23 protein-coding genes are annotated in these 26495 nt (G+C 68.4%); 7 read left to right on the forward strand and 16 right to left on the reverse strand.

Annotated features, from left to right (window positions below; translation table 11 throughout):
- Positions 1-72 precede the first annotated feature (72 nt).
- The 9 genes from ASE79_RS12315 to ASE79_RS12360 all read right to left on the reverse strand — a co-directional run bounded on the left by ASE79_RS12315 (position 73) and on the right by ASE79_RS12360 (position 7683).
- Complete coding sequence (locus ASE79_RS12315; protein WP_056409148.1) at positions 73-1077, reverse strand: PhoH family protein; 1005 nt, start codon at positions 1075-1077, stop codon at positions 73-75.
- A 360-nt stretch (positions 1078-1437) separates the two neighbouring features.
- Positions 1438-2823, reverse strand: a complete 1386-nt coding sequence (miaB, locus tag ASE79_RS12325; RefSeq protein ID WP_082445279.1) for a tRNA (N6-isopentenyl adenosine(37)-C2)-methylthiotransferase MiaB — start codon at positions 2821-2823, stop codon at positions 1438-1440.
- 281 nt (positions 2824-3104) lie between these two features.
- Positions 3105-3791 carry a lysophospholipid acyltransferase family protein gene (locus tag ASE79_RS12330; protein WP_235516904.1) on the reverse strand — a complete coding sequence of 229 codons (687 nt, stop codon included), beginning with the start codon at positions 3789-3791 and terminating at the stop codon, positions 3105-3107.
- Positions 3792-3822: 31 nt separating this feature from the next.
- A complete protein-coding gene (locus tag ASE79_RS12335; protein WP_056047123.1) occupies positions 3823-4245 on the reverse strand; it encodes a Fur family transcriptional regulator in 423 nt (140 codons plus the stop codon).
- Positions 4246-4319: 74 nt separating this feature from the next.
- The gene (locus tag ASE79_RS12340) at positions 4320-4808 is read right to left on the reverse strand and encodes a GNAT family N-acetyltransferase (RefSeq protein WP_056416778.1); all 489 of its coding nucleotides are present in this window, start codon (positions 4806-4808) and stop codon (positions 4320-4322) included.
- Entirely contained in the window at positions 4808-5425 is a 618-nt protein-coding gene (gene tsaB / locus ASE79_RS12345) for a tRNA (adenosine(37)-N6)-threonylcarbamoyltransferase complex dimerization subunit type 1 TsaB (protein ID WP_056416782.1), read from the reverse strand. Before tsaB ends, ASE79_RS12340 begins: the two co-directional genes overlap by 1 nt.
- A 120-nt stretch (positions 5426-5545) precedes the next feature.
- Complete coding sequence (locus ASE79_RS12350) at positions 5546-6133, reverse strand: malonic semialdehyde reductase (RefSeq protein WP_056416785.1); 588 nt, start codon at positions 6131-6133, stop codon at positions 5546-5548.
- On the reverse strand, positions 6133-6705 hold the full coding sequence (locus ASE79_RS12355) for a NifU family protein (RefSeq protein ID WP_056050182.1): 573 nt from the start codon (positions 6703-6705) through the stop codon (positions 6133-6135). Before ASE79_RS12355 ends, ASE79_RS12350 begins: the two co-directional genes overlap by 1 nt.
- Before the next feature lie 114 nt (positions 6706-6819).
- Positions 6820-7683: an aspartyl/asparaginyl beta-hydroxylase domain-containing protein gene (locus ASE79_RS12360; protein WP_082445280.1), complete on the reverse strand. Its 864-nt coding sequence runs from the start codon at positions 7681-7683 to the stop codon at positions 6820-6822.
- Between the two features lie 146 nt (positions 7684-7829).
- Between ASE79_RS12360 and ASE79_RS12365 the strand changes: the two genes are divergently transcribed.
- Positions 7830-10754, forward strand: coding sequence for a M16 family metallopeptidase (locus ASE79_RS12365; RefSeq protein ID WP_056416789.1), 2925 nt, complete (start codon positions 7830-7832; stop codon positions 10752-10754).
- A 160-nt stretch (positions 10755-10914) separates the two neighbouring features.
- Here ASE79_RS12365 and ASE79_RS12370 read toward each other — a convergent pair whose 3' ends face one another.
- Both ASE79_RS12370 and trmB read right to left on the reverse strand, forming a co-directional pair.
- Positions 10915-12702 carry an AMP-dependent synthetase/ligase gene (locus ASE79_RS12370; protein ID WP_056416794.1) on the reverse strand — a complete coding sequence of 596 codons (1788 nt, stop codon included), beginning with the start codon at positions 12700-12702 and terminating at the stop codon, positions 10915-10917.
- 136 nt (positions 12703-12838) lie between these two features.
- On the reverse strand, positions 12839-13519 hold the full coding sequence (gene trmB, locus ASE79_RS12375) for a tRNA (guanosine(46)-N7)-methyltransferase TrmB (protein WP_056416796.1): 681 nt from the start codon (positions 13517-13519) through the stop codon (positions 12839-12841).
- A 208-nt stretch (positions 13520-13727) separates the two neighbouring features.
- Here trmB and ASE79_RS12380 point away from each other — a divergent pair, with 208 nt between their 5' ends.
- The gene (locus tag ASE79_RS12380) at positions 13728-14009 is read left to right on the forward strand and encodes a hypothetical protein (RefSeq protein ID WP_056416799.1); all 282 of its coding nucleotides are present in this window, start codon (positions 13728-13730) and stop codon (positions 14007-14009) included.
- On the opposite strand, the gene ASE79_RS12385 is transcribed toward ASE79_RS12380, so the two are convergent.
- The 4 genes from ASE79_RS12385 to ASE79_RS12400 form a co-directional block, all read right to left on the reverse strand.
- A complete protein-coding gene (locus tag ASE79_RS12385) occupies positions 14000-14275 on the reverse strand; it encodes a hypothetical protein (protein ID WP_130326709.1) in 276 nt (91 codons plus the stop codon). The genes ASE79_RS12380 and ASE79_RS12385 overlap by 10 nt on opposite strands.
- 58 nt (positions 14276-14333) lie before the next feature.
- Complete coding sequence (locus tag ASE79_RS12390; RefSeq protein WP_162237038.1) at positions 14334-15188, reverse strand: helix-turn-helix domain-containing protein; 855 nt, start codon at positions 15186-15188, stop codon at positions 14334-14336.
- 214 nt (positions 15189-15402) lie between these two features.
- Positions 15403-15993: a response regulator transcription factor gene (locus ASE79_RS12395; RefSeq protein ID WP_056416808.1), complete on the reverse strand. Its 591-nt coding sequence runs from the start codon at positions 15991-15993 to the stop codon at positions 15403-15405.
- The gene (locus ASE79_RS12400) at positions 15990-17654 is read right to left on the reverse strand and encodes a sensor histidine kinase (protein ID WP_235516906.1); all 1665 of its coding nucleotides are present in this window, start codon (positions 17652-17654) and stop codon (positions 15990-15992) included. Before ASE79_RS12400 ends, ASE79_RS12395 begins: the two co-directional genes overlap by 4 nt.
- Before the next feature lie 180 nt (positions 17655-17834).
- Here ASE79_RS12400 and ASE79_RS12405 point away from each other — a divergent pair, with 180 nt between their 5' ends.
- From ASE79_RS12405 to ASE79_RS12420, 4 genes are all read left to right on the forward strand, one after another.
- Positions 17835-18632 (forward strand): hypothetical protein, encoded by a 798-nt coding sequence (locus ASE79_RS12405; RefSeq protein WP_056416811.1) that lies wholly within the window; start codon positions 17835-17837, stop codon positions 18630-18632.
- 106 nt (positions 18633-18738) lie between these two features.
- Positions 18739-19251 carry a sigma-70 family RNA polymerase sigma factor gene (locus ASE79_RS12410; protein WP_056416814.1) on the forward strand — a complete coding sequence of 171 codons (513 nt, stop codon included), beginning with the start codon at positions 18739-18741 and terminating at the stop codon, positions 19249-19251.
- Positions 19252-19287: 36 nt separating this feature from the next.
- The gene (locus ASE79_RS12415; RefSeq protein WP_162237039.1) at positions 19288-20229 is read left to right on the forward strand and encodes a FecR family protein; all 942 of its coding nucleotides are present in this window, start codon (positions 19288-19290) and stop codon (positions 20227-20229) included.
- A gap of 2 nt (positions 20230-20231) precedes the next feature.
- Positions 20232-22601: a TonB-dependent receptor domain-containing protein gene (locus tag ASE79_RS12420; protein ID WP_056416819.1), complete on the forward strand. Its 2370-nt coding sequence runs from the start codon at positions 20232-20234 to the stop codon at positions 22599-22601.
- Between the two features lie 36 nt (positions 22602-22637).
- On the opposite strand, the gene ASE79_RS12425 is transcribed toward ASE79_RS12420, so the two are convergent.
- Positions 22638-23123, reverse strand: a complete 486-nt coding sequence (locus ASE79_RS12425) for a hypothetical protein (protein ID WP_056416823.1) — start codon at positions 23121-23123, stop codon at positions 22638-22640.
- A gap of 137 nt (positions 23124-23260) precedes the next feature.
- Between ASE79_RS12425 and ASE79_RS12430 the strand changes: the two genes are divergently transcribed.
- Positions 23261-26467, forward strand: a complete 3207-nt coding sequence (locus ASE79_RS12430; RefSeq protein WP_056416828.1) for an autotransporter outer membrane beta-barrel domain-containing protein — start codon at positions 23261-23263, stop codon at positions 26465-26467.
- Positions 26468-26495: the final 28 nt, after the last annotated feature.

Consider the following 26495-nt stretch of genomic DNA (forward strand, 5'->3'; position numbering starts at 1 on the left):
GTTCCGCACCCCTTGCGGTATGCGGATGGCCCGGCGGCTATCCCGGGGTGTCCGGGATAGCCGCGCGCGGGGTCAGGCGTCGCTGCCCTCATAGGCTTCGACGACGCGGCCGACGATCGGGTGGCGGACGACGTCGCCGACGGTGAAGCGGCACATCGAGATGCTCTCCACCCCCTCCAGACGCCGCACGGCGTCGGCCAGACCCGAGGCCGCGACGCCGCCGGGGATGTCGACCTGCTTGGGATCGCCGCAGATCACCATGCGGCTGTTCTGGCCGAAGCGCGTGAGGAACATCTTCATCTGCGCGGGTGTGGTGTTCTGCGCCTCGTCGAGGATCACGAACGCGTCCGCCAGCGTCCGGCCGCGCATGAAGGCGATCGGTGCGACCTCGATCTCGCCCGATGCGATACGGCGTTCGACCTGCTCGGCGGGGAGGCAGTCGTAGAGCGCATCGTAGAGCGGGCGGAGATAGGGATCGACCTTCTCCTTCATGTCGCCGGGGAGGAAACCGAGCCGCTCGCCCGCCTCGACCGCGGGTCGCGACAGGATGAGGCGCTGGACGCTGCCGGTGATGAGTTGCTGCACCGCCTGCGCGACCGCGACATAGGTCTTGCCGGTGCCCGCCGGCCCGAGCGCGAAGATCATGTCGTTGTTGGTCAGCTCGCGCATGTAATGCGCCTGCGCCGGCGTGCGCGGGACGATCGTCTTTTTCCGCGTGCGGATCATGATCGGAGGCGCAGCGCCGCCGCCGGCATCCGCGCGAATGATCCCTTCGAGCACGGGTTCGTCGGCCATCGCGATCGACGCGTCGACGAGGCCGGTATCGACATCCTCGCCGCGCTGGATCCGGGCATAGAGATCGTGGAGCACGTCGCGCGCCTTGGCGACCTGTTCCGCGGTACCCTCCAGCCCGATCTTGTTGCCGCGCGCGGTGATGTACACACCGAGGCGGTTTTCGAGCGCTACCAGATTCTGGTCGTACTGGCCGAACAGCCGGACGAGGAGTTGGGGCTTGTCGAACAGCAGTTCGACTCGGGCGCGGTCACCGGACTGGGCGGGAACGGGTTTACGGCTCATGCGGTCCTTTCGGGGGCAGGCGTGTCGGATCGATGATCGGGTATGGCCGGGCCGACACGCATCACGCCTGGGATGGCGTTCGACCAAAGATGAGCATGGGAGCCCGCGCGTTCAAGCGGCGCCGGGGCGCCTGCGTGGAGATGATTCGAGTCGCGTGGGCGAAGCTGCATCGGGGGCGAGTGTGGCAGGGGATTTGGGTGGGGGACAGCGAAATCGCGGGGGGCTGTGGGGAGGGCGTTTGAGTGTTGCCGTGGGGACTCAGTCGGGGGCTGCTCGATCCTCCCCCGCAAGGGGGAGGTGGCGCCGTAGGCGACGGAGGGGGAGGATGCGCAACGGCGGTTTCCCTTTCCTCCCCCTCCGTCAGGCTGCGCCTGCCACCTCCCCCTGGCGGGGGAGGATTAGTGGGGTGGGTCGGGCGGCTTCGGCGATGCGCTCGATGCCGGTGAGCGAGTTGGGGCCGGCGGCGGCGAGCGTTACCTCGACCAGGTCGCCGATCGCGTGGTCGCCGATCAGGTGGACCGATTGCAGCCAGGGCGACTTGCCGATCAGCTGGCCGGGCAGCTTGCCGGGACGTTCGAGCAGGACGGTACAGCTGCGGCCGACGGTGGCGGCGTTGAAGGCGTGCTGGTCGCGGTTGAGCGCGGCCTGGAGGCGCTGGAGGCGCTCGTCCATGACGGACTCGGGAACCTGCTCGACGATCGCCGCTGCGGGGGTGCCAGGGCGCGGGCTGTATTTGAAGCTGTAGGCCTGCGCATAGCCGACCGCGTCGACGAGGCTCAGCGTGTCCTCGAACTCGGCGTCGGTCTCGCCGGGGAAGCCGACGATGAAGTCGCCCGACAGCGCGATGTCGGGGCGCACCGCGCGGACTCGGTCGAGCAGGCGGAGATAGGAGTCGCGGGTGTGCGACCGGTTCATCGCCTTCAGCACGCGGTCGCTGCCCGCCTGGACGGGGAGGTGGAGGAACGGCATCAGGCTTTCGACGTCGCGGTGTGCGTCGATCAGGCCTTGCGTCATGTCGTTGGGGTGGCTGGTGGTGTAGCGGATCCGCGCGAGACCGGGGATGCGGTCGAGGTCGCGGATCAGGTCGTGGAGGCCGCGCCCTTCTGGAGTATTGGCATTCTCGGACCACGCGTTGACGTTCTGGCCGAGCAACGTGATCTCGCGCGCGCCTGCGTCGACGAGCGCCTTCGCCTCGTCGACGATCGCCGCGAACGGCCGGCTGATCTCGGCGCCGCGCGTGTAGGGGACGACGCAATAGGTGCAGAACTTGTCGCAGCCTTCCTGCACGGTCAGGAACGCAGACGGCGCGACCTTGCGGCGGGTCGGGAGCGCGCCGAACTTCGACAGCAGCGGCATGTCGGTGTCAAGCGACGGCGTCCCCGCGGCCGCCTTGGCGACGAGGTCGGGGAGGTTGTGATAGGCCTGCGGGCCGACGACGACATCGACTTTGGCGCGGGTGAAGATCTCCTGCCCCTCGGCCTGCGCGACGCAGCCGGCGACCGCGATCATTGGCGTCTTGCCGTTCTTGCGCAACTGGTCCTTCCGAACGCGGCCGATGTCCGAATAGACTTTTTCGGTGGCGCGTTCGCGGATGTGGCAGGTGTTGAGCACGACGACGTCGGCGTCGACCGCATCGGCCTGGGTGAGGCCCTGCGCGGCCATCAGTTCGGCCATGCGCTCGCCGTCATAGACGTTCATCTGGCAGCCAAACGACTTGACGTGGTAGGTCTTGGGTTTCGAGGTCATGCGCGCGCCCTATCAAATTTGCGGCGGCGGGGGGAGGGGGCGTTGCTACGCAGTCGAGAGTGCAACAACGACACGAACCACCTGCACTTCCCCGGCGGAGGCCGGGGCCCAGTTGGGGGACGTCGCTAACCGAGGGCGGCGCTTTGTTACTGCGACCTCTCCAATTGGGCCCCGGCCTTCGCCGGGGTGGTGTTTGCGGTTTGGAGGGCAACTCGGTCCCCCCTGGTCCCGCGAAGGCGGGAGCCCAGACTGGATCCCCGCCTTCGCGGGGAAACATGGCGTCAGAGCGCTTCGATGCGGCGGCGTGCTTCGGCGGCGATGGCTTTCCGGTCGCCATAGTCCGCGGGATTAAAATCTTCTGCGAAGTGCAGCGTCGCCACGAAGCTGCCCCGGCGTTTCAGTACGCGGGCGGCGTGGTGTTGGCCGGGCTCGTCGCCGACCCAGGCGAGTTCGTGCGTCGCCGCGCCATAGTCGATCCGGACCGGCTGGATCCTGACTCCGGGCGGCGGCGGATCGAGCGCTGCCAGCAACGCGGCCTTGAAAGGGAGGAGCGTGGTGCCGTCGCCGGTCGTGCCCTCGGGAAACAGCGTGACGGGCCAATCCGCCGCCAGTGCGCCTCGGATTTCGGCGATCTGTGCGGTCACGGCCATGCGGTCGGCCCGGCTGACGAAGATGGTGTGGTTGAGCGTGCAGAGCCAGCCGACCAGCGGTACGCCGCGCAGTTCGGATTTCGCCACGAACGCACTGCCGGTCGCGCCGGACAGGAGCAGGATGTCGATCCAGCTCAGGTGGTTCGAGACGAAGACGACATTGTGGCAGAGCGGGGTTCCGGCGACGCGGGCCCTGGCGCCGACGATTCGCGCGACCAGCCCCAGAAACCGCGGCGGCCAAGGCGACTTGCGACCGAGCACCCGCCAGGCGCCATGCAACGGCAGCGCGACGAGCAACGCCAGCAGGAGCGCCGCCAACCGCGCGCCAAGGCGGAGCCGGCCGATCGCGTCAGTCCTTGCGGGTCAGCGCGACGCCGTAGAGCTCCATGCGATGGTCGACGAGCCGGAAGCCAAGCTTCTCGGCGATCGCCTTTTGCAGCTGTTCGAGTTCGGGATCGACGAATTCGATTACCTTGCCACTCTCGACGTCGATCAGATGGTCGTGATGTGCCTCGGGTGCAGGCTCGTAGCGCGCGCGGCCATCGCCGAAATCGTGGCGGTCGAGGATGCCGGCTTCCTCGAACAGGCGAACGGTGCGGTACACGGTCGCGATCGAGATACCGGGATCGATCTGCGACGCGCGCTCATAGACCTTCTCGACATCGGGGTGGTCGTCCGCCTCGGACAGCACGCGGGCGATGACTCGGCGCTGCTCGGTAATGCGCAGGCCCTTCTCGTTGCAGAGGGCTTCCAGATCGATCTTGCGCGGCATGTGTCTTTCCCTTGTTAGGGGCCATGTAGGGCGTTCGCGCTGTTGCGAAAAGGGATAGTGACTCGCAATAAGGTTTAGCTGTTGATATCTCTCGAATATGTATGTGCGTCATGCGCGACGCCGGTCTTGCCGCGGTAATAGGCACGGCGCTCGCCGACCTTGGTGAAGCCGTGTGCCCGGTACAGCCCGACCGCGTCGTTGCCGGCGCGCACCTCGAGGTGAAGCTTGGCAATGGCGCCCGCCGAGCATTCGGCGATCGCGGCACGGATCAGCGCGGTGCCGACGCCGCGCCGACGCTGCGCGGGTGCGACCGCGATCAGCAGCAATTCGGCCTCGTCGGCGACCGCACGGGTCATCGTGAAACCGGCGGGGACTTCGTCGACGAAGGCGAGCGTCAATTGGACGCCGGTCAGCGCGAGCACGCCGAGACACTGGCTGCGCGTCCATGCCTCGCCATAGCGCGGGTCGAACGCCTCGGTCATCAGCGCGTCGACGATTGCGAGATCGCGCGCGTCGCCGGTGCGCAGTGCCACTGCGCGCGTCGTGACCTGTCGCGTGGCCATTATTTCGGCACCGACGGCTTGGCGTCGGGCGCGCGGCCATAGATCGGGCTGGGGGGCAGCGCGGTCAGCGAATCCGGGAGCAGGATTGCGGCGGCGGCATCGGGTAGCGCCTCGGTGAGATCGAGCATGGGGTCGAGTGCGGCAAGCCAGCGGATGCCGTTGCCGACCGCGCGACGTCCGGCGAGCGCGGCAAGCGCGGCGTCCGGCCTCAACGACACCATGTCGGTGCGCGGCGACAGATCGGCGGAGAAGGCCTGCATGAAGACCTCGCCATGCCCGCCTTCCATCACCACCGCAATATCGTGGGTTGGTCGCTCGGAAAAAGCCGCGGCGGCGATCAGCGGGAGCGAGGAAAAGCCTGCAATCTCCGCGCCCCACCCGAGCGCGAGCCCGCGCGCGGCGGCGATCCCGACGCGGACGCCGGTGAAGCTGCCGGGGCCGCAGTCGACGAGGATACGGTCGGCGCGGCCGCCATCGGGGAGGTCGGCGATCATCGGGATCAGGCGTTCGGCATGGCCGCGGCCGACGACGTCATGCGTGCGGGCGATGACCGCACCCGCTTCGATGAGCGCGACCGAGCAGGCGGTGGTGGATGTTTCGATGACTAAGGTGCGCACGTCTTATTCCCTCTCCCCCTCGGGGAGAGGGCTAGGGTGAGGGGCGCCGCGAGCGCTGTCCTTCCCAACTGCCCCTCACCCCGACCCACTCCCCGCGGGGGAGAGGGCGTAGGTCCCGCTTCAGGCTATCGTATTGAACTTCGCGAAGTCGGGGCGGGGCGAGCGGCCGTAGATCGTCGCGGGATCGCCGTGGCCGAGCGTCGAGATGAAATTCGTCCGTACTGCCGGCGTCTCGTGGAAGAACGCGGCGTCGACCTTGCCCGCGTCGAAGCCCGACATCGGCCCGGTATCGAGCCCCAGCATCCGCGCCGCGATGATGAAATAGGCGCCCTGCAACGTCGAGTTGCGGAATGCGGACGCCTCGCGCAGTTCGGCATTGCCGTCGAACCAGGCCTTCGCATCGGCGTGCGGGAACAGCTCCGGCAGATGCTCGTGGAAGTTGGTGTCCATGCCGATGATCACAGAGACGGGCGCCTTCAGTATCTTGGGCTGGTTCTGTGCGCTGCAGGCGTCGGCGAGCTTCTGCTTGGCCGCGTCGCTGACCACCCAGATCAGCCGCGCCGGAAGCTGGTTGGCCGATGTCGGACCCCATTTCATCAGGTCCCAGATCGCGTGCAGCTCGGACTCGGCGACGGGCTCGTCGGTATAGCCGTTGTAGCTGCGCGCTTTGCGGAAGACGTGGTCGAGGACGCTATCGTCGAGGATCATCAGACGGCTCGCACTTCGGTGACTTCGGGGACGTAATATTTGAGGAGCTGCTCGATGCCGTTCTTGAGCGTGGCGCTCGACGACGGGCAGCCGGCGCACGCGCCCTGCAACTGGAGGAACACCTTGCCCTTGTCGAAGCCGCGATAGACGATGTCGCCGCCGTCGTTGGCAACCGCAGGGCGGACGCGCGTGTCGATCAGCTCGCGGATCTGCGCGACGATGTCGGCATCGGCGGGATCGTCCGACAGCGCCGGCTCGTCCGAGGGGACCGAGAAGCCGGCGCGCGCCGGCTTGAACAGCGGCATCGCGGCGGAGAAGTGATCGAGCAGGATCGCGAGCACGTCGGGCTTCAAGTCCGACCAGGCGACGCCCGGCCCGGCGGTCACCGAGACGAAATCGCGGCCGAAGAACACGCCGGTGACGTCGCCGAGATTGAAGATCGCCTCGGCCAGCGGACTGGTCTCGGCCTCCTCGGGCGTGGCGAAGTCGCGCGTGCCGGCGTCCATGACGGTACGGCCCGGCAGGAACTTCAACGTCGAGGGGTTCGGGGTGGATTCCGTTTCGATCAGCATGGGATGCATGTGGCCCGGCGGACGCGGGGGATCAAGCGCCGAACGGGAAACGGTTTCTTTCGGGCGGTGTGGGGAGGGGCGCCCGGCCTTGTCTGTCCAGCCTGGTCTTTAACGTCAGACGTCGAGTTGTTTCACCGCGGCGTTCCAGCTGCCGATGTTGCGCACCGCGTCCTGGACGAACGCCGAACGGCGGACGATCCCGAGGAACAGGTCGGCGATCCACTTGCCCGGGTTGCGCAACGGGCGTTCGAACTGGATCAACAACACCACGCGCGTCCCGCTCGTGTCGTTCCACACCTCGTGCTGGTAGGTGTCGTCGAAGACCAAGGTCTCGCCCTCCGCCCAGCGGACGGTGCGATCGTGGACGCGCATCCGGACGTCGCCGTCGCGCGGTACGATCAGGCCGAGATGGCAGGTGATCAGCCCCTTGGTCACGCCGCGATGCTCGGGGATATGCGTGCCGGGCGCGAGGATCGAGAAGAACGCGCTGTTGAGGCCGGGAATGCGCGCCACCGCCTCCGCCGTATGGGGGCAGCGCGCGAGGCTTTCCTCGATCGGGTAGCCATAGCCGTAGAGGAAGAACGACCGCCATTTGTCGATCTCGGCGATCGAGCGGTGATCGGGCGAGATCGTCGCGAGGCTGGGCGATGCCTCGCCTTGCAGCGCGACCTGCACCGCCTCGTCGCGGATCTCGGTCCAGCTTTCGCGCAGGCCTGCGGTCCAGGCGAAGTCGCGGACGTCGAGCACCGGGTCGTTCGACACCAGCGAGGACGTGGCGATCATCCTGTCGAACACGCCGCGCAGATGCTTGCCGACGCGGATGATCAGCGGCCGGTTGGACTCCGCCACCATCGGTGCGCCGGGTTTGGGTGCACCGGAGATGATGGTGAGATCAGGCTTGCGGGCGCTGCGCCGAGCGGTGGGCTCGCCCAAATCCCGCCACAATGACGACTGCTTCAGTTCGGCTTCGACCGTCATCTCTACCCTGCATCCAGGCGCACCGCGGCGCCGATCCCCTTGTTCGGACACGACATACCGCCGGTGTTGGACGAAATGATGGCAGTTGCAACGGCCAGCGGGGCGCGGCGCTGGCGATGCGTGCGCGGGGGCGCTACAGATGCGCGATGGTATCCTTCCCGCGCTTGTATCGCGCTCCCGTTCTGCTCCCCCTCGTGCTCGGTCTCGCTATCCCGGCGAGCGGGCAGATGGCGACTCAGCAGGCCGCCTCCACATCTGCCGAGGGGGGGGGCAAGGAAGCGCCGACGCTTCCCGAGCTGCAGGGTGTCGATACGACCGCATGGCTCTACAAGGGCAGCGACCTCACGCGCGACCCCGAGTGGAAGTTCGGTACGTTGCCCAACGGCCTGCGCTTCGCGGTCCGCAAGAACGGCGTGCCGCCGGGCCAGGTCTCGGTGCGCGTACGCATCGATGCGGGATCGCTCAACGAGACCGACAGCGAACGCGGCTTTGCGCATTTCATCGAGCATCTGTCGTTCCGGGGGTCCGAATACGTCCCCGATGGCGAGGCCAAGCGCGTGTGGCAGCGGTTCGGCGCGACGTTCGGATCGGACACCAACGCGCAGACCACGCCGACCTCGACCACGTTCAAGCTCGATCTGCCGTCGGCGACACAGGCGGGGCTCGACGAGAGCCTGAAGATCATGTCGGGGATGATGGAAAAGCCCGTCATCACCGATGCGTCGGTGACCGCCGAGCGCCCCGTCGTGCTCGCCGAGCAGCGCGAGCAGCCGGGGCCGCAGGTGCGGTTCGGCGATGCGATCCGCGCCACTTTCTTCGCCGGGCAGCCGCTCGCGGATCGGTCGCCGATCGGCAACATCAAGACGCTGGAGGCCGCGACCGGCGGCAGCGTAAAGGCGTTCCACGATCGCTGGTACCGCCCCGAGAATACCGTCGTGATCATCTCGGGCGACATGGACCCCGCGCTGTTCGGGCGGCTGATCGTCAAGAACTTCGCCGACTGGAAGGCGATCGGTCCGTTCACGCCCGCACCCGATTTCGGCAAGCCCGATCCCAAGGCGCCGGTGTCGGCGACGATCGCCGAGCCGGCGATCCCCGCGGTCGTGACGCTCGGCGTCGTGCGCCCGTGGGAGTATAAGGACGACACCGCGATCATGAACCAGAAGCGGCTGGTCGACGTGCTGGCCACGCGGCTCATCAGCCGCCGCCTCGAGACTCGCGCGCGGGCGGGCGGGAGCTTCCTGCAGGCGGGCGTGTCGATCGACGACGTCTCGCGTTCTGCGAACCTGACGAGCGTCAACATCGTGCCGATCGGTACCGACTGGGCGGCGGCGTTGAAGGACGTTCGCGCGGTGATCGCCGATGCGCAGACCAATGCGCCGAGCCAGGCCGAAGTCGATCGCGAATATGCCGATTTCGACACGATCATGCGGACCAGCGTCGAGACCGCGAAGGTCGAGGCAGGATCGAAGCAGGCGGACGACATGGTCGGCGCGCTCGACATCCGCGAGACGGTCGCGGGGCCGGAGACGTCGTACAAGATCCTGCAGGACGCGAAGGCAAAGGGCATGTTCACCCCCGCCACGCTGCTCGCTTCGAGCAAGGCGATCTTCGAGGGGACCGCGACGCGCGCGTTGGTCAATACGCAGACGCTCGATCCGGGCGCGGCGAGCAAGCTGGCGACGGCGTTGAAGGCCGATGTCTCGGGGCTGGCGGGCAAGCGGCGCGCGCAGGCCGCGGTCGATTTCTCGAAGTTGCCGTCGCTCGGCAAGCCGGGCATCGTGGCCAGTCGCGAGAAGATCGCCGCGTTTGACATGGAGCAGGTGAACTTCGCCAACGGCACGCGCTTGCTGCTGTTCCCGAACGCCGGCGAGACCGGGCGCGTCTATGTGCGCGTGCGGTTCGGCGGCGGCTATACCGCGATCCCGTCGAACCGGCCGACCCCGGCCTGGGCGGGCGATCTCGCGCTGGTCGCGGGCGGTATCGGCAAGCTGGACCAGGGCGATCTCGACCAGTTGACCGCAGGGCGGCGGATTGGGCTCGATTTCGGGATCGACGACGACGCGTTCACGCTCGGCGCGATCACCTCGCCGGCGGATTATGCGGACCAGCTGCGGCTGATGGCGGCCAAGCTGGCGTTCCCGGCCTGGGATCCGGCGCCCGTCGCGCGCGCGCGCGTTGCGGCGCTGGCGGGGTTTGCGGGCTATGATTCGTCGCCCGACGGCGTGCTGTCGCGCGATCTCGAAGGCCTGTTGCGCGCGGGCGATCCGCGCTGGGGGACGCCGTCCAAGGCAACCGTCGAGGCGCTGAACGCGAAGGACTTCCGCGCGTTCTGGGAGCCGATCCTGAAGACGGGACCGATCGAGGTCTCGATCTTCGGCGACGTGAAGACCGAGGATGCGATCGCCGCAGTCGGCAAGACGTTCGGCGCGATGAAGCCGCGGACCGCGGTGAGCATGATCGGCGCGCCGGTCGGCTTCCCGGCGCATAACGCGACGCCGGTGATGCGCGCGCATACGGGTCCTGAAAACCAGGCGGCGGCGGTGATCGCCTGGCCGACCGGCGGCGGGATCGACAACATCGTCGAGGCACGCCGCCTCGACGTGCTGGCGCAGGTGTTCAGCGACCGGCTGTTCGAGCGGCTGCGGCAGGCAGCGGGCGCGAGCTATAGCCCCAACGTGTCGAGCCAGTGGCCGGTCGGGATGAGCACCGGCGGCCGGATGGTCGCGATTGGGCAGGTGGCGCCCGACAAGGTGTCGTTCTTTTTCCAGATCGCGCGGCAGATTGCGGCCGAGCTGGTGTCGACGCCGATCGCGGCAGACGAACTTGACCGGATCAAGAAGCCGATGGGGCAGTATATCCTGCGCGCATCGACCGGGAACCAGTTCTGGCTGCAGCAGCTGGGCGGCGCGACGTTCGACCCACGCCGGATCGCCGCGACGCAGCGGATCGCGTCCGATCTGGTCGCGACGACGCCGGTGGAGTTGCAGGCGACGGCCGCGAAGTATCTGCGGCCGGACAAGGACTGGACGATGGCGGTGGTGCCGACTGCGGTGCCGGCGAAGAAGTGACCGATTAGTCCCTCTCCCCGTCGGGGAGAGGGAGGGAGGAGCTAGTTGGCGACGGAAGGGTGAGGGGCGTTGGGACGAACGGTCCGAGCCTCACTTGCCCTCACCCTCCCACACGCAAGCGCGTGCGGGCCCCTCCCTCTCCCCCGAGGGGAGAGGGGTTTTAGGGTTTGTACAACGCGTCCAGACGCTCGCCATAGGCCTGCTTGAGCACGTGGCGGCGGATCTTCAGGCTGGGGGTGAGCTGTTCGTTCTCGATCGTGAACGGACCGTCCGCCAGCACGAACCGGCGCACGCGCTCGGTCACCGTCAGGTCCTTGTTTACCCGCTCGATCGCGAGGCCGATCGCGGTGCGGAACTCGCTGTTCTCGGCGAGCCGGGCAAAGCTACACGCATCGCCGTTCGCCGCGCACCATTCCTGCGTCCATTCGGGATCGGGCACGATCAGCGCGACCATATAGGGCCGCTTGTCGCCGACGATCATCGCCTGCGCGACCTCGCGCTGGAGCGTGAGCATCCCCTCGACCTTTTGCGGGGCGACGTTGTCGCCCTTGTCGTTGATGATCAGGTCCTTCTTGCGATCGGTGATCCGGATCCGGCCCTTCGCATCGATCTCGCCGATGTCGCCGGTGTGCAGCCAGCCGTCCTTGAGCACCTTCGCGGTCTCGGCATCGTTGCGCCAATAGCCGTGCATGACGAGCTCGCCGCGCACTAGGATCTCGCCATCCTCGGCGATCCGGACCTCGGTGTCCTTGAGCGGCGGGCCGACCGAGTCCATCCGCACACCCGCCTGCGGCCGGTTGCACGAGATGACGGGGGCGGCCTCGGTCTGGCCATAGCCTTGCAGGAAGGTGAGCCCGATCGATTCGAAGAACAGCCCGACCTCCGGGTTGAGCGGTGCACCACCCGAGATCATCGCCTTCATCCGGCCGCCGAACTTCTTGGCGATCTTCGGCTTGAACAGCGTCGCGACGGCGGCCTGCATCGGCCGGTCGATCAGGCGTAGCCGGCCGGCATAACGCTTGCCGCCGATGTCGAGCGCGCGCGCGAGCAGATAAGCGGAGGCGCCACCCTGCTTCTCGATCGTCTTCGAAATGCGCGTGCGCAGCACCTCGAACAGCCGGGGCACGACGAACATGATCGTCGGGCGCGTCTCCTCGATATTGGCGGCGAGCTTTTCTAGGCCCTCGGCATAATAGATCTGGCCGCCGAGCGAGATCGGGAAATGCTGGCCGCCGGTATGTTCATAAGCGTGGCTCAAGGGGAGGAACGACAGGAAGACCTCGTCGTCCCAGCCGAAATCCTCCGAGATCACCGCCGCACAGCCCGCGCAATTGTGCAGGATCGCGCCGTGATGCTGCATCACGCCGCGCGGTGCGCCGCCGGTGCCCGAGGTGTAGATGATGCAGGCGAGATCCTCGCGGGCAAAATTCGCGCGGGCGGCGGCGGCCTCGGGCGGGGTCGGGTGCGCGGCGATCAGCGCGTGCCAGTTGTGGAAATCGATCGCGGCGGGGACTCGCATCTCCTCGAGCCCGATCACGATCTGCGCCTGGTTCGAACGCAGCACTGCGGGCAGCACCGTCTTGGCCAGCTTGGCGGTCGAGACGATGATCGCGCAGGCGCCCGCATTCTCGATGATGTGGAGGTGATCGCGTTCGGTGTTGGTGACGTAGGTCGGCACCGTGACGCAGCCCGCCGCCATGATCGCCAGATCGCTGAGGCACCATTCGGGGCGATTCTCGCTGACCAGCATGACCCGGTCGCCGGGCTTGAGGCCGATCGCGGTCAGCGCGGTGGCGAGGCTGGCGACCTGGCGGGCGGCATCGGCCCAACTGGTGGAGACCCAGGCGCCGCCGGTTTTCGTCCACAGGAAGGGCGCTTCGCCCTTTTCCGCAGCGCGCACGAAGAACATCGTGACGAGGTTCGGGAACCGTTCGAGCTGGCGCGGCATGATCTCTCCCTGGGCGCACCGCGAGCCGACGCGCCTCGTTACCGCCCTTGTAGGCGAGAAGCCGCATGCCGGACAATCACCGACGCCGTCGATGATTGTCCCGGCGTGTCAGAGATATGCGCAGGCCTGCCGGCGGTCAGACCCGGACGTAGCGGTAATACCAGACCTCATGGCCCTGCCGCCGCGCCTTGCGTTCGTATCGCGTCTCCGGCCAGTCGTCGGGGCGCGTGAGGAAGTCATGCGGCGTCTCGGCCTGCCAGACGAAATCGCGGCGCGCGGCCATGATCATCATCGACCAGCGGCAATAGGTCGGATCGTCGGTACCGAGCCGGAATTCGGCCCCAGGCTTCAGCTTGGCGGCGATCGTGTCGAGCGGCCCGTGATTGACCATGCGCCGTTTGGCATGGCGCGCTTTCCGCCACGGATCGGGATGCAGCAGATAGAGCCGGTCGAGGCTCGCATCGGGTAGCCGCTCGATCACCTCGAGTGCGTCGCCCATGTACAACCGCACGTTGGTCAGCGCGCCATCGCGGATGTGCGACAGCGCGCCGACGACGCCGTTGAGGAACGGTTCGCAGCCGATGAAGCCGATATCGGGGTTTGCGGCGGCCTGCGCGGCGAGATGCTCGCCTGCGCCGAAGCCGATCTCGACATGCAGCGGACGGTCTTCGCCGAACAGCATCGCGGCGCTGATCGGACCCTCTTCGGGCACCGAGAGGTCGGCGAGCGTTTCCTCGACAAGGGCGGCCTGGCCGAGGCGAAGCTTGTGGCCTTGGCGTCGCCCATAGAGGCGGCGGATAATGGAAGGGTCGGTCATCGCCGCGCGCTCTAGCGACCTGCGTGCCGCGCGCAAAGCGTCGTCGGCGCGTTTGTGCGGCCCGACGCAACGCGAACGGGCGTGTCCGCCCGCTGTCGATCGCCGTACGCCCGCTGACAGGATGTTGATTGCAGGCGATTTTCGGTACCGAGCGGATTGCCGGCGCTGCACGCTGGCATTGGCGTGGCGCTTGCCCTACCGGATGCGGATGGGCGATCTAGACAGGCTGGTTCCATCGGGGATCATTGAACAATGGGTCTTTCACCTGCGCCGGCAACGCGCGCGGGCGGCGGATTCGATCTGGTTGATCGACCAGGGTTTTACCCTGCACGACGGTCATGGCGGCACGCCGCAGCACGACGCCACCGCGCGGTGGCGCGCCGAGCAGGAAACGGTCGTCGAGGAAGTGACCGCGTTGCTGGCGCTGTATGACGGCATCAACCTGGGCAAGATCGATGCGGATGCGTCGCCGGACGGCAGTCAGCCCTGATCGCCATAGCTTTGCCGCATGAGCCAGCCGGTCATGTGGAGCGAGGTGCTCTCCGGCATTTCCGGATCTGCCATCGTCATCGCGAGTTCGGCGGACCGCATCATCTGCCGGTGCCGGTCGGCGAGGAGATGGTGCGCGGCGCGGCCAGCCTCGGTCTGCGAACGTTCGGCGAGCAGCGTCTCCTGAACTGCGCGGTCGCGGTGGTAGGCGACCCGGTCCGACCAGGCCTGCGCCGGGGTAGGGGGATCGCGCCGGTCGCTTGTCATCCGCATGTCCTTACAGGTAAACTTGATCTGGGTTAGTTCACTGCCAGATCCGCTACCGTCAAACGGTCCTGATGGATGCCGCCTTGCCACCAGACGAGCCGTCCATGCGGCGAAGATAGCGGCGCGGCGTGGTGCCCAGAAACCGGTTGGCGTCGCGCAGGAAATGCGAGGCGTCGAAATAGCCAAACTGGGTGATCGCGGTGAAATCCATCCCGGTTTCCTGAAACCGTCCGAGTGCGGCAATGAAGCGGCGGCGCATCAGCAATGTCTTCGGCGGAAAACCGAACCAGCGCAGCGCGATACGGCGAAGATTATGCGGCGTCGTCAAGACCTGCTCGGCGGCCGTCGCCGCATCATAGACCAGCCCCTCGTCGATCAGCGCCGTCAGCTGCGCGATCAGCGTCGTCGTCGTCGCGTCGAGGGACGCGGTGCCGCGCGCGACCACGGCGTCCGCCAGCCGGGTGATCGCGAATCGGGCGATGTCGTTCGCCTCCCGGTCGGCCACGCCGTCGAGGCACTTTATGCCCAGATCCTGAGCGGCGACGATCCGGTCGGATACCGCGGTGGCGGCGACGGAGGTCAGCCGCGCCCAGTCGAGCGGGCTCAGCGGGATCTCGACCAGCGGTGCGCCTTCGATCTGCAACGTGACCGGGCGACTCGACGGACCGACGACGACGACGTCGGTCAGCCGGTCATAGAAGCGGTTGCGGATCCGCGCCGATACCCGCGTGCTCTCCGGGATGATCAGGATCCGCGCGGTCCCTGGCAGACGCGACATTTCGAAGGCGCCAGTCGACCGGGGGTGGACGATCCCGAGCGCATCGATCCGCGAGCGCAATTCGCCCTCGACCGAGCGGGCCGTAACCAGCACCCCGTCGGTGGTCGTCGTCGATCGCATCGGAACAATCAGCATCGTCACATCCATTTTCGAGCCTGGGCCATTTTCAAGCCTGGGCGACCCCCGCCGCACCGCCATCGCCACGGCCAATGTTTGATCTCAATTGTACAATCGCGAAATGCCTACCGGGCTCAATTGTGAGACAGGGAGGCATGATGACGCCAGAAAAAGAGAGACTTTTCCAAAGCTTGGTGCCGCGTGCGCTGTGCATCGGCAATCAGGCTCCCGCTCATGAGACGAGCGCGATCAATTGGGCGAGACCGTTGGTGCCGGTCTTGGTGACGACCGCGGCACGGTGGTTCTCGATCGTCTTGATGCTGAGCCCCAGCGCGCCCGCAATCGCCTTGTTGCTGTGGCCGCGGACGAGCATGTCGAACACCTGGCGTTCGCGTGCCGTCAGCAGCGCGGTGCGCCTGTTCAGCAGGCGGCGGCCGTTCGACCATGCGACGCCTTCGGCCACCGCGGTCAGCAGCCGATCCTCGTCGATCGGCTTTTCGAGATAGTCGAGCCCGCCATACCGCCGGACGCTGTCGACCGCGTTGGCGGTCGTCGGCCAGGCGGTCATAAACACCAAGGCGACGTCGGGATCGAGCTCGCGCACCGCATCGGCAAAGGTAAAGCCGTCCATGTCGCCCATCATCACGTCGGAGATGATGCACGCGGCCGGATCGCGCGGATAATCGCGCAGCAGCGCGACCGGTTCGACGAAGGCGCGCGCGGCGTGGCCGTGCCGCACGAGCAGGCGCGCGACGCTGGCGCCGAGATCGGCATCGTCGTCGAGGACGTACACCGTCGCCGGTGCGGAGGCTGAAAGGGTCACGCGGCGTCTCCGGTGAGCGTTCCGACGAGGGGAAGGGTGACGACATGCGCAATCCGCAAAAGCCCGCGATCGGCGCGCGACAGCGTGCCGCCATGCGCCTCGACGATCGCCTTGGCGACGAGCGAGCCGACACCCATGCCCTCATGGACGAGGGGGTGATCGGCACAGTGATTGACCACCGCGATCGCAACCCGTTCGTCGCGGCGGGTGACGGCGATTTCGACCACGCCGTCGTCGGTCGCCTGCACGGCGTTGCGGACCAGATTGACGAGCGCCTGCGCGATCTCGATCTCCTGCGCCAGCACGGTCCATTCTGGATCTACGGGGGCGATCCGGATCGCGACGCCCGCAACGCTCGCCTCCGGCCGGGCCAGCGCCGCGACGGTGTCGACCAGGGCCCCGACCGGCAGCAGCGACGGCTCGTCGACGGCGCGCCCGCCGAACCGGCGGAGGCGACGGACGAGCGTCGACAGCGTCACGGTCTTGCGCTCGATGAGCCGCGCGGTCTCGGCGATATCGGGATCGGCATGGGCGCTGATCTCGACCAGATGGCGCGCCTCGATCGCCAGCGTCGACAAGGGCTGGCTGATCTCGTGAATGACGGCGACCGACATCGCGCGCAGCGTCTTGAGGCGTTCGGCCTGGAACAGCATCCGGTCGCGCCGCGCCACCGCCGCCAGCGCGCGCGCTTCGGCATCGGCAAAACTGCCGGCGAGATAGCCGACCACGGTGACCGCGGCGAGGCTCATGTGGAGTGCCAGCCGCTGATCGACCGGAATCGCCCCGACCGTTTCGGGCAGGACGAGAATCGCGGTGACGACGATCGCGGCCCAGGCGGCGGCGCGGCCGAACCGAAGCCCGATCCAGGCGATCGCCAGCAATACCGGCGTCGCGGGAAGCCCCAGGCCGATCGACGCGAGCATCCCGACCAGCCCGAGCGCGAGGCCGAGCACGATGACGGCTTCGGCGATATCCCGGCGCGACGGGACCATCGCGGGCATTGCGGTGCTGCCGCTCGACAGATCGGCGATCCACAACAGCGGCGGCGCGACGAGCAGCACGCCGAGCATGTCGCCGACCGCGAACCCGGTCAGCGAGACGATGACGTCGCGGACATTGGCGACGTTGGTGATGTCGGGCCGGACGATCGACCATGGCAGCGCGAACGCGACGGCGATCAGCGGCGCGAGAACCGACGCGAGCCCGAGCGGCATCGGCGCGGTCGCCAAGCTGCCGGTGGCGCCGTCGGCAACCCGGCGCACCACCGCGACCGCGATGCCATAGGCCAGGACCGGGCTGGCGACGCCGAAGATACCGCGCGGCCATTCGGGCTGCGTGAAGACGATGATCCCGGTCAGGCACTGGACGATGATCTCGGTCAGCGCGGTGGCAGGCGCGAGACGCGCGCCGAACCGCCAGAACAAGGCGAGGCGGACGCCGGCCGCCGGAAACCAGAGCGAATAATAGCCGACGCCGCCCCACAGGATCGCGAGCCGGTGGAGCGCGAGGAAGGTCACGCCATAGCCGGCCAGTACCACCCATTCGCGATCGCGCGGTAGCCATGGCGAGCGGCTGCGGAGCGATGGCGCCTCGCCGGGTGCGTCGACAGCGTCGATGTCGGCGGTCGCACGATCGGCAGGAGGAAGGGGGACGGAAGCCATCCCCACCTCGATACCGCGAACCACGCGCGGCAGAACTAGGGAAATACCCGGAATGAACCGGATTGTACCGGCCGGCGCGTCTGACCGGGGGTTTTTCCCTGACTGACGACGCCATCGCGTCACGCCTACCGACGGACTTCAGATCCAGTGTCCGGGAAATGCGATGTCGGCCCACGCACTATGAATTATTATCACAATATCGAGGGCGAGCAGATCAGCCCGATGGTGCTGCCGACGATCTCGGTCCGCGGCGACGACCTGCTGGCACTGCGGTACACGACCGCCCCCGGCACGCACGCGCTGGCGAACCTGCGCGTCGACTATCGACCGACCGACACCGGCGAGCGGGCGATCGCGCGCGACGGGCATAGCGGGCCCGGGCTCTATGCGTGCTTCTGGGACCGGGAGCTGTTCTACATCGGCACGTTTGCCGGCACCGGGCGACCGACCAACGGCAACGTCGCGCGCGAGCGCTGGACTAAGCACGTCGCTGGCATGACCTTTCGCGGCCACGGCGTCACGATCGGCGAGCGCGCGCTCCACCAGATTGCCGAGGATGCGCCGTCGGCTCTCGGCGCGCTGCTGCTCGAGGCGGATCGGGCGCGGCTGTCGAAGACTGCGGGGATGCTGCAGACGCAGTATGCGACGTTCCGGTTCGCGTCGCGGCACTGGGACGATTTCGCGCTGCTTGACCCGGCGATGCTGGCGCGCTTTGCCTTTGTGTATCTGCGGCCGTCGCTGCACGGCCGGCTCGCGGGAATGGACAAGGCGACGCTCGATCCGCACCTGCGCGCGATGGAGCGGGGGATCGTCACGCTGCTCGATCCGCCGTGCAATGCCGCCTCGACCAATCGCGACGGGACGCCGGGGCCCGGGATTGCCGACACCGAGAAGACGATGCGGCAGGTGATGGATTCGCACCTCGCCGCGGTGCAGAGCGATCACCCGGACTATCAGCTGCGGTCGCGCCGGAGCTAGCCGGGGACCGGCGTCCGGATTGTGTGGTTGGCCCAAGCGCGGTAGGTCCCGCCGCGAACACGGCGCCGTCGAGCGCCGATCGGCGGCCTATCGACACGGGCGAAACATGGACTCCTCGGGCCTTGAGGCCGTTTTCCTCGCGAACCGTGACACGCTGCTGCGGTTCCTCCGTTCGCTTGGCGCGAGCGATGCGGAAGATTTGCTGCACGAGCTATGGGTGCGGATCCAGTCGGCGCCGACCGGCCCGATCGCGGCGCCGCTCTCGTATCTGTACCGGATGGCGAACAACGTGGTGCTCGACCGGCATCGCACGGTGCGGCAGGCGGAGAAGCGTGAGCGCGCCTGGACCGAGGCGACGGGCGGCGCGTCGCTCGATCGCTCCGAGGAACCGTCGGCAGAGCGCGTCGTGATCGCGCGCGAGCAGGCAGCGCTGGCGGAGGCCGCCTTGCAATCGGTCGGCGACCGCGCCGCGCGGATTTTCCGGCGCCACCGCATCGACGGGGTCGAACAGCGCGCGGTCGCGGCGGAGTTCGGGGTGAGCCTCAGCACGGTCGAGGGCGACCTGCGCAAGGCGTATCGCGCGATGATCGAGGCGAAGCAGCGGTATGATGAGGCTTGATCCGATCGTCTCCGTCTTCGGCTATAGGAGGCCATGATGGCGGAGCATGACGATACCGATGCGCCTGCGCTGACCGCGCTGGAGACGCGCGCGCTGGACTGGGTCGTCCGGACCGGCAGCGATGCGTTCGAGGATTGGCCGGCATTCCATGCGTGGCTGGAGGCGGACCCGAGTCATGCCGCGGCCTATCATGCGATGGCGCTGGATATCGAGGACGTCGCGGCGACGGTGCCGCCAGTGCCGGTCGCGTCGGTCGATGTGCGGCCGGTGCGGCGCCGCTGGCCGGTGTGGACCGGCGGCGCGATCGCCGCGTCGCTGGCGCTGTTCGTCGGGTATGAGGCGATCGAAACGCGGTCGCATCCCTATGCGGTCGAGACAGAAGCGGGGTCGATGCGGACGATCCGGCTGGCGGATGGCAGTTCGATCGCGATGGGCGGTGCGACGCGGCTGGTGCTCGATCGCGACGACCCGCGCGCCGCGACGCTGGAGCATGGCGAGGCGATGTTCGTGGTTCGGCACGATGCGCGCGATCCGTTCGAGGTGCGCGTCGGTGGCGCACGGCTGGTCGATGTCGGTACCGCGTTCGACGTGAAGCACGCGCGCGGCGAGACTCGCGTCGCGGTGTCGGAGGGCGCGGTCGATTATAACCCGGGGCGCGACGCCATCCGGCTCGTGCAAGGGCAGGGGCTGCTCGTGCGCGGCGGCAAGGCGACCGTGACGAGCGTCGACGTGGCCAGCGTGGGATCGTGGCGCGATAGCGTGCTGGCCTATGACGGCGTGCCGCTGGCGGAGGTCGCCGACGATCTGTCGCGCGCGCTCGGCGTCGATCTGCGCGCCGATCCGACCGTGGCGAAGCGCGCGTTCAGCGGCAGCATCGCGACCGCAAAGCTGGCGGGCGACCCGGCGCTGGCCGCGCCGCTGCTGGGCGTCGCGATCCGCAAGCGGGGTGGCCACTGGGTGATGTCCGCGCGCTCGTGAGAATGCAGGGGTGTCTGGTCGTCGCGGCGCTCGTTGTCGCCGCACCTGCGGTTGCGGGGCAGGGGGCGGTCGACCTGCCGGCGGGGCGGCTGGGCGATGCGGTGCTCGCGCTCGGGCGGCAATCGGGGACGAGCATCGTCGTCGGCGATCCGGGATTATGGGGGCGGCGCGTGCCCGCGGTGCGCGGGCGGATGAGCGCACGCGAGGCGCTCGACCGGCTGGCGGATGCGGCGAACGCCGATGTCGTCGCGGCAGGATCGGTCGGCTGGCGGTTGGTGCCACGCGTGGCGCGCCGTGCACCCGTCCGGGTGGCGCGGCCAAAAGTGGTCCGCGTCGCGACGCCGGTGGTGGCGGGCGCGGACATCGTCGTCACCGGCAGCAAGCGCGACGTGGCGCTGCGCGACTTTGCGGGGCAGGTGGCGTTGCTCGACGGCGTCGATCTCGCGCTTGGCGGTGCGGGGGGGACCGACGCGATCCTCGCGCGGCTGGCGAGCGTGTCGTCGACGCATCTCGGCGCCGGACGCAACAAGCTGTTCATCCGCGGGATCGCCGATTCCAGCTTCACCGGGCCGACGCAGACGACGGTCGGGCAATATTTCGGTGACCTGAGGCTCAGCTACAACGCGCCCGATCCCGACCTGCGGCTGTACGATATCGCCTCGGTCGAGGTCCTCGAAGGGCCGCAGGGGACGCTGTATGGCGCAGGCTCGCTGGGCGGGATCATCCGCACCGTGCCCAACGCGCCCGAGATGGGCGCGGTGTCGGCGTCGATCGCGGGGGGGCTGTCGGCGACGTGGCATGGCGATCCGGGGGCCGATCTGGGCGCGACGCTGAACCTGCCGCTGGGCGAACGGGTGGCGCTGCGCGTGGTCGGCTACGGCGTCAGCGAGGGCGGCTATATCGACAATCCCGTGCTTGCGCGGCGCGATGTGAACCGGACGCGGATCGGCGGCGGTCGCGCTGCGCTGCGGCTCGATGCGGGGAATGGCTGGAGCGTCGATCTCGGCGGGATCGGGCAGTGGACCAAGGGCGACGACAGCCAATATGCCGACCGCGATGCACCGAGCCTCGGCCGTGGCGCGCTGACCCGGTCGAGTGCGATCGTGCAAGGGTTCTCGGCGGACTATGCGATGGGGCAGGCGGTCGTGTCGGGCGCGATCGGCGGGGTGAGGGTCAAGTCGTCGACCGGGATCGTCGGGCAGACGCTGACCGAACGCTATGACGCGACGATGCCCGGTGGCGATGCGCGGGTGTTCGCGCAGCGCAACGCGACCACGCTGATCGCCAACGAGACGCGGGCGTGGCGGCCGATGCGGCACGGCTTCGGCTGGGTGGTGGGCGGAAGCTTCACGCACAACCGGACCCGGCTGTCGCGCTCGCTTGGGCCGATCGATTCACCCGCGCCCGTGACGGGCGTCACCAACAGCATCGACGAGGCGACGCTGTACGGTGAGGGCAGCGTACAGCTCGTCCGCGGGCTGACCGCGACGGCGGGCGCACGCGTGACGCGCGCATCGCTGGCGGGCACGGGTGAGGATATCGCGCCGGCGCGGCTGGAGTCGGTCGCGGTAGCGCGCGCGCGCGTGACCGCGGACCGGATCGAGACGAGCGTGCTTCCGACCGCCTCGCTGATCGCGGCGGTGCTGCCCAAGGTGTCGCTCTACGGTCGGTATCAGCAGGGATTCCGGCCGGGCGGGCTGGCGATCGAAAGCGATTTCGTACGACGGTTCGAGAATGATCGCGTGGCCACGCTCGAAAGCGGCGTCCGCTATGGGCTGGCGGGTGCCGATACCGCCTATCTGTCGGCGAGCGTCTCGCACACGGTCTGGAAGGATATCCAGGCGGATTTCATCGATGCGACCGGCCTGCCGAGCACCGCGAACATCGGCGACGGGCGGATCTGGACGTTCAGCGCGGCGGGCGGGTGGAAGCCGGTGGCCGGCCTGACGCTTGACGCGGGCTTCACCTACAATGACAGCCGCGTGACCGAGCCGAGCGCGGCGCTGTTCGTGGCGCTGGCGCGGATGAGCCAGGTGCCGAACATCGCTCGCTATGCCGGACGGCTCGGCGCGGATTACCGACGCGATATGGGCAAGGATCTGGAACTGCGCGTGTACGGCTGGGCGCGCTATGTCGGGCGGTCGCGGCTGGGTGTCGGCCCGGTGCTCGGCGAGGAGCAGGGGGATTATCTCGATACGGCGCTGACCGCGCGGGTCGGGCGGCCGTCGCTGGGGGTGACGCTCGGCGTAACGAACCTGACGGACAGCGTCGGCAACCGGTTCGCGCTGGGGACTCCGTTCCAGCTGGGGAACGGGCAGATCACGCCGCAGCGTCCGCGGACGATCCGGATCGGCCTGGATGCTGCCTTCTAGCGTTGCGATCCTCCCCCTTGCGGGGGAGGATTGGGGTCAGGCGTTTGCCAGCGCGCGCTGGTCGGCGGGGAGCAGGGCCAAGGCGGTCTTGTAGCAGTCGTCGACGTGGGAGTTGCCGGCGAGCTTCATCGCGCCGAAGCTGATCGTCGCGGCGACCGCGGAGCCGGCAAACGGGATGAACTTCGCCATCGATCCGACCGCGATGCGCGCACCCATGCGGCGGAGCAGCGCGACGACGATGCGCTTGGTGACCATGCGGCCGATCATCGTGTTGCCCAGACTCGACGCCATGACGAACGCCTGCTGCGCAAGCTGCGGCTCGAGCTTTTGCACCTGATCGTGGTCGAGCCCGAAGCGCTTGCTGATTTCCGGCAGCAGCTTGGTGAGTAGGCCGATGTCCGCGACGATGTCCGCCCCCGGGATCGGCACGACCGCGGCCCCCGCCGACACCATCGCCCGCGTGGTGACGAGCTTCTTGCTGTCGTCGCGGATGCGGTCGAGTTCGGCGATGGTGTTGATCATAGCGGTATAAATCCCTGAACATGTCGGCCGACAACGCGCCGCCGCGATCCTGGTGCCGTGCGATAATGCGACGGGCTCCAAGGTTGGCCGCGGACGCCTCCGTCCTCCTTTCGAAAACACATCGAAAAGGGTTCCGTATGCGTCGTCTCCTGCTGACCACTACCTGCCTGTTCGCGATCCCCTCGTCGCTGCACGCGCAGACCGTGATCGATACCAAGCGGACCGACGCGGTGCGCACGTCGACGATCAAGGCGGGCGCGCCCGACAATCTGAAAATCGTCGCGGCGGGATCGGTGACGCCGACCAGCGGCACCGCGGTGACGATCGACAGCGTCAATTCGATCGCCAACGAAGGCACGATCCAGGTGACCAACGCCGACGGATCGACCGGCATCCTGGCCAACGCCGGCACCGGCGGCGGCATCACCAACGCGGCGGCGGGCAAGATCATCGTCGACGAGAGCTATGTCGCGACCGACACCGACAAGGACGGCGACCTGGACGGGCCGTTCGCGGCGGGCACCGGGCGGACCGGGATCCGCACCGCGGGCGCCTATACCGGCGCGATCGTCAACAGCGGCGCGATCACCGTGAAGGGCAATGACTCCGCGGGCATCTGGCTGGGTGGCCCGCTGACCGGCGCGTTCACGCATGACGGCCAGACATCGGTCACCGGCGATCGGTCGACCGGCGTGCGGATCGCGGACGTCACCGGCAACGTCCGGCTGGCAGGCACGATCGCGGCGATCGGCCAGAACGCGGTCGCCGCGCGAGTCGATGGCGACATTGCGGGCGCGCTGGTGGTGCAGGGCGCGCTCGGGTCGACCGGCTATCGCTATGTGACGCCGCCGGCCGACGTGTCCAAGCTCGATGCGGACGATCTGTTGCAGGGCGGGTCCGCGCTGGTCGTTGCGGGCAACGTGTCGGGCGGGATCATCTTCGCGGTGCCGCCCAAGGATGCGAGCACGACCGATACGGACGAGGACAAGGACGGGCTGCTCGACAGCACCGAAGGCTCCGCGGCGATCACGTCGTACGGCGCGGCGCCGGCGGTGCAGATCGGTTCGGCCACGCGCGCGGTCGCGATCGGCGCGGTGGCGGGAACGGGCACCGGGTTCGGCCTGATCGTCGACGGCGGCATCGCGGGAAGTGGCGTCTATGGCGGCATCGAGGGCAATGGCCTGGCGATCGGCGGGCTTGGCGGAGCGGTGACGATCGCCGGCGGGATCGGCGTCAACGGCACCGTCGCGGCGACCGCGAACGGCGCGAGCGCGACCGCGCTGAAGTTGGGCCGCGGTGCGTCGACTTCCGAGATCCGCAACGCCGGCACGATCTCCGCGGCGGGCGGCGGCACGACCGCATCGGTATCCACCGCGGTGCTGGTCGACAGCGGCGCGTCGGTCGGCACGATCCGCAACAGCGGTACGATCAAGGCGACCGCGCAGGCCGCCGACGGCACCGCGATCGGCATCATCGACCGGTCGGGCACGGTGACCCTAGTGGAGAATAGCGGCGCGATCGGCGCATCGGGGGCGCTAGCCACCTCCGAGCGCAACGTCGCGATCGACCTGTCGGCGACCACGACCGGGACGATCGTCCGCCAGACCGCGGTCGCCACCGGCATCGCCGCGCCGGCGATCGTCGGCGACGTCCGCTTCGGCAGCGGCAACGATGTGTTCGAGGTCGCCGACGGCACCGTCGCGGGCATCGCGCGGTTCGGCAGCGGCACCAACCGCCTGGCGCTGTCGGGCGACGCGATCTTCACCGGCGGGACGGTGTTCGGCGCGGGCAACGATACGCTCGCGCTGGCCGGCACGTCGGTCTTCAGCGGCGCGGCGGACTTCGGCGGCGGCAGCGATACGCTGACGCTGGGCGGCACGTCGCGCTTCTCGGGGACGCTGGCGAACGCCGGCGGGCTGGCGGTCGCGGTCACTGGCGGGACGCTCGACATCACCAAGGCGGCGTCGATCGCGTCGTTGTCGGTCGGCGGCGGCGGGGTTCTCGCGGTGACGCTCGACAAGACCGGCGGCACGGGCACGATGATCCAGGTCGCGGGGACCGCGTCGTTCGACCAGGATTCGAAGCTCGCGCTGAAGCTGACCAGCGTGGTCGACGCGGAAGGCCGCTACGTCGTGCTGAAGGCGGGGACGCTGACCGGCGCTGCGAACCTGACCGCGACCACGACATTGCTGCCGTTCCTGTACAAGGGGAGCATCGCGACGGGCACCGGCAACGACCTGGCCGTCGACGTCGCGCGCAAATCGGCGACCGAGCTCGGGTTCAACCGCTCGCAGGCATCGGCCTATGACGCGGTGTACAAGGCGCTCGGCAACGACGCGAAGGTCGGCGGTGCGTTCCTGAACATCACCGATGGCGACGCATTCCGGGGCTCGGTTCGCCAGATGCTGCCCGACCATGCCGGCGGCACGTTCGAGGCGGTGACGATGGGCTCGCGCGCGACCGCCCGCGTGCTCGCCGATCCGCACGGGCCGTTCAAGGACGAGGGCAGCTGGGGCTATTGGGTGACTCAGGTCGCATGGGGCACGTCGAAGAGCGTCGCCGATACCGCGGGCTACGACATCAGCGGCTGGGGCGTTTCGGCGGGCGCCGAATACAAGACCGGGGTGGGCAATTTCGGCACGTCGCTCGCCTATCTCAACGGGCAGGACGCGGACGACGGCACCGACAACGAAGTCCGGTCGGGCCAGTATGAACTGGCCGGATACTGGCGCGGGCATTGGGGCGACCTGCAGGCGAATGCACGCGTGTCGGGCGCGAAGATCACGTTCGACGGCACGCGCCACTTCACAGGCGCGATCGGCAGCGAAGTCGTCGACCGGACGTCGCGCGGCGACTGGAACGGGAGGCTCTACTCGGCGTCGAGCGGCGTCTCGTGGGACGGCGGCAAAGGCATCTTCGTGTTCCGGCCGGTGCTCGCGATCGACTATTACATGCTCAAGGAGGATGGCTACAGCGAGACCGGCGGCGGCAAGGCGATCGACCTGGTCGTCCAGTCGCGGACCAGCGACGAGCTGGCGGTGACCGCGAGCACCGCGCTGGGGCTGAACTTCGGCGGCACGAGCCCGGACGAGGGCTGGTTCCGTGTCGAGGCCGAGGGTGGCCGGCGCGAGCTGGTCGGCGGCGGGCTGGGTGCGACGAGCGCATCGTTCGAGGGCGGGCCGTCGTTCATACTGACGCCCGAGGAGCGGACGAGCGGCTGGGTCGGCAAGCTGCGCGCGGTCGGCGGCGGGTCCGCGTTCCGGATGGGCGGCGAGTTCGGGGCCGAACAGCAGCAGGGCCGCGTGGCGCTGTCGCTGCGCGCTAGCCTGCAGATCGGGCTGTAGGGCTCGCATGGGCTGATCCTCCCCCGGG

Origin of the sequence: Sphingomonas sp. Leaf28, assembly GCF_001421685.1 — a bacterium.
GTDB lineage: Bacteria > Pseudomonadota > Alphaproteobacteria > Sphingomonadales > Sphingomonadaceae > Sphingomonas > Sphingomonas aurantiaca.

Coding starts and splice junctions, on each gene's coding strand:
- ASE79_RS12315 (WP_056409148.1), bottom strand. CDS start 1,077: ATGAGCCGTAAACCCGTTCCCGCCCAGTCCGGTGACCGCGCCCGAGTC.
- miaB (WP_082445279.1), bottom strand. CDS start 2,823: ATGACCTCGAAACCCAAGACCTACCACGTCAAGTCGTTTGGCTGCCAG.
- ASE79_RS12335 (WP_056047123.1), bottom strand. CDS start 4,245: ATGCCGCGCAAGATCGATCTGGAAGCCCTCTGCAACGAGAAGGGCCTG.
- ASE79_RS12340 (WP_056416778.1), bottom strand. CDS start 4,808: ATGGCCACGCGACAGGTCACGACGCGCGCAGTGGCACTGCGCACCGGC.
- ASE79_RS12350 (WP_056416785.1), bottom strand. CDS start 6,133: ATGATCCTCGACGATAGCGTCCTCGACCACGTCTTCCGCAAAGCGCGC.
- ASE79_RS12355 (WP_056050182.1), bottom strand. CDS start 6,705: ATGCTGATCGAAACGGAATCCACCCCGAACCCCTCGACGTTGAAGTTC.
- ASE79_RS12360 (WP_082445280.1), bottom strand. CDS start 7,683: ATGACGGTCGAAGCCGAACTGAAGCAGTCGTCATTGTGGCGGGATTTG.
- ASE79_RS12365 (WP_056416789.1), top strand. CDS start 7,830: ATGGTATCCTTCCCGCGCTTGTATCGCGCTCCCGTTCTGCTCCCCCTC.
- ASE79_RS12370 (WP_056416794.1), bottom strand. CDS start 12,702: ATGCCGCGCCAGCTCGAACGGTTCCCGAACCTCGTCACGATGTTCTTC.
- trmB (WP_056416796.1), bottom strand. CDS start 13,519: ATGACCGACCCTTCCATTATCCGCCGCCTCTATGGGCGACGCCAAGGC.
- ASE79_RS12380 (WP_056416799.1), top strand. CDS start 13,728: ATGGGCGATCTAGACAGGCTGGTTCCATCGGGGATCATTGAACAATGG.
- ASE79_RS12385 (WP_130326709.1), bottom strand. CDS start 14,275: ATGACAAGCGACCGGCGCGATCCCCCTACCCCGGCGCAGGCCTGGTCG.
- ASE79_RS12390 (WP_162237038.1), bottom strand. CDS start 15,188: ATGCTGATTGTTCCGATGCGATCGACGACGACCACCGACGGGGTGCTG.
- ASE79_RS12400 (WP_235516906.1), bottom strand. CDS start 17,654: ATGGCTTCCGTCCCCCTTCCTCCTGCCGATCGTGCGACCGCCGACATC.
- ASE79_RS12405 (WP_056416811.1), top strand. CDS start 17,835: ATGAATTATTATCACAATATCGAGGGCGAGCAGATCAGCCCGATGGTG.
- ASE79_RS12410 (WP_056416814.1), top strand. CDS start 18,739: ATGGACTCCTCGGGCCTTGAGGCCGTTTTCCTCGCGAACCGTGACACG.
- ASE79_RS12415 (WP_162237039.1), top strand. CDS start 19,288: ATGGCGGAGCATGACGATACCGATGCGCCTGCGCTGACCGCGCTGGAG.
- ASE79_RS12420 (WP_056416819.1), top strand. CDS start 20,232: ATGCAGGGGTGTCTGGTCGTCGCGGCGCTCGTTGTCGCCGCACCTGCG.
- ASE79_RS12425 (WP_056416823.1), bottom strand. CDS start 23,123: ATGATCAACACCATCGCCGAACTCGACCGCATCCGCGACGACAGCAAG.
- ASE79_RS12430 (WP_056416828.1), top strand. CDS start 23,261: ATGCGTCGTCTCCTGCTGACCACTACCTGCCTGTTCGCGATCCCCTCG.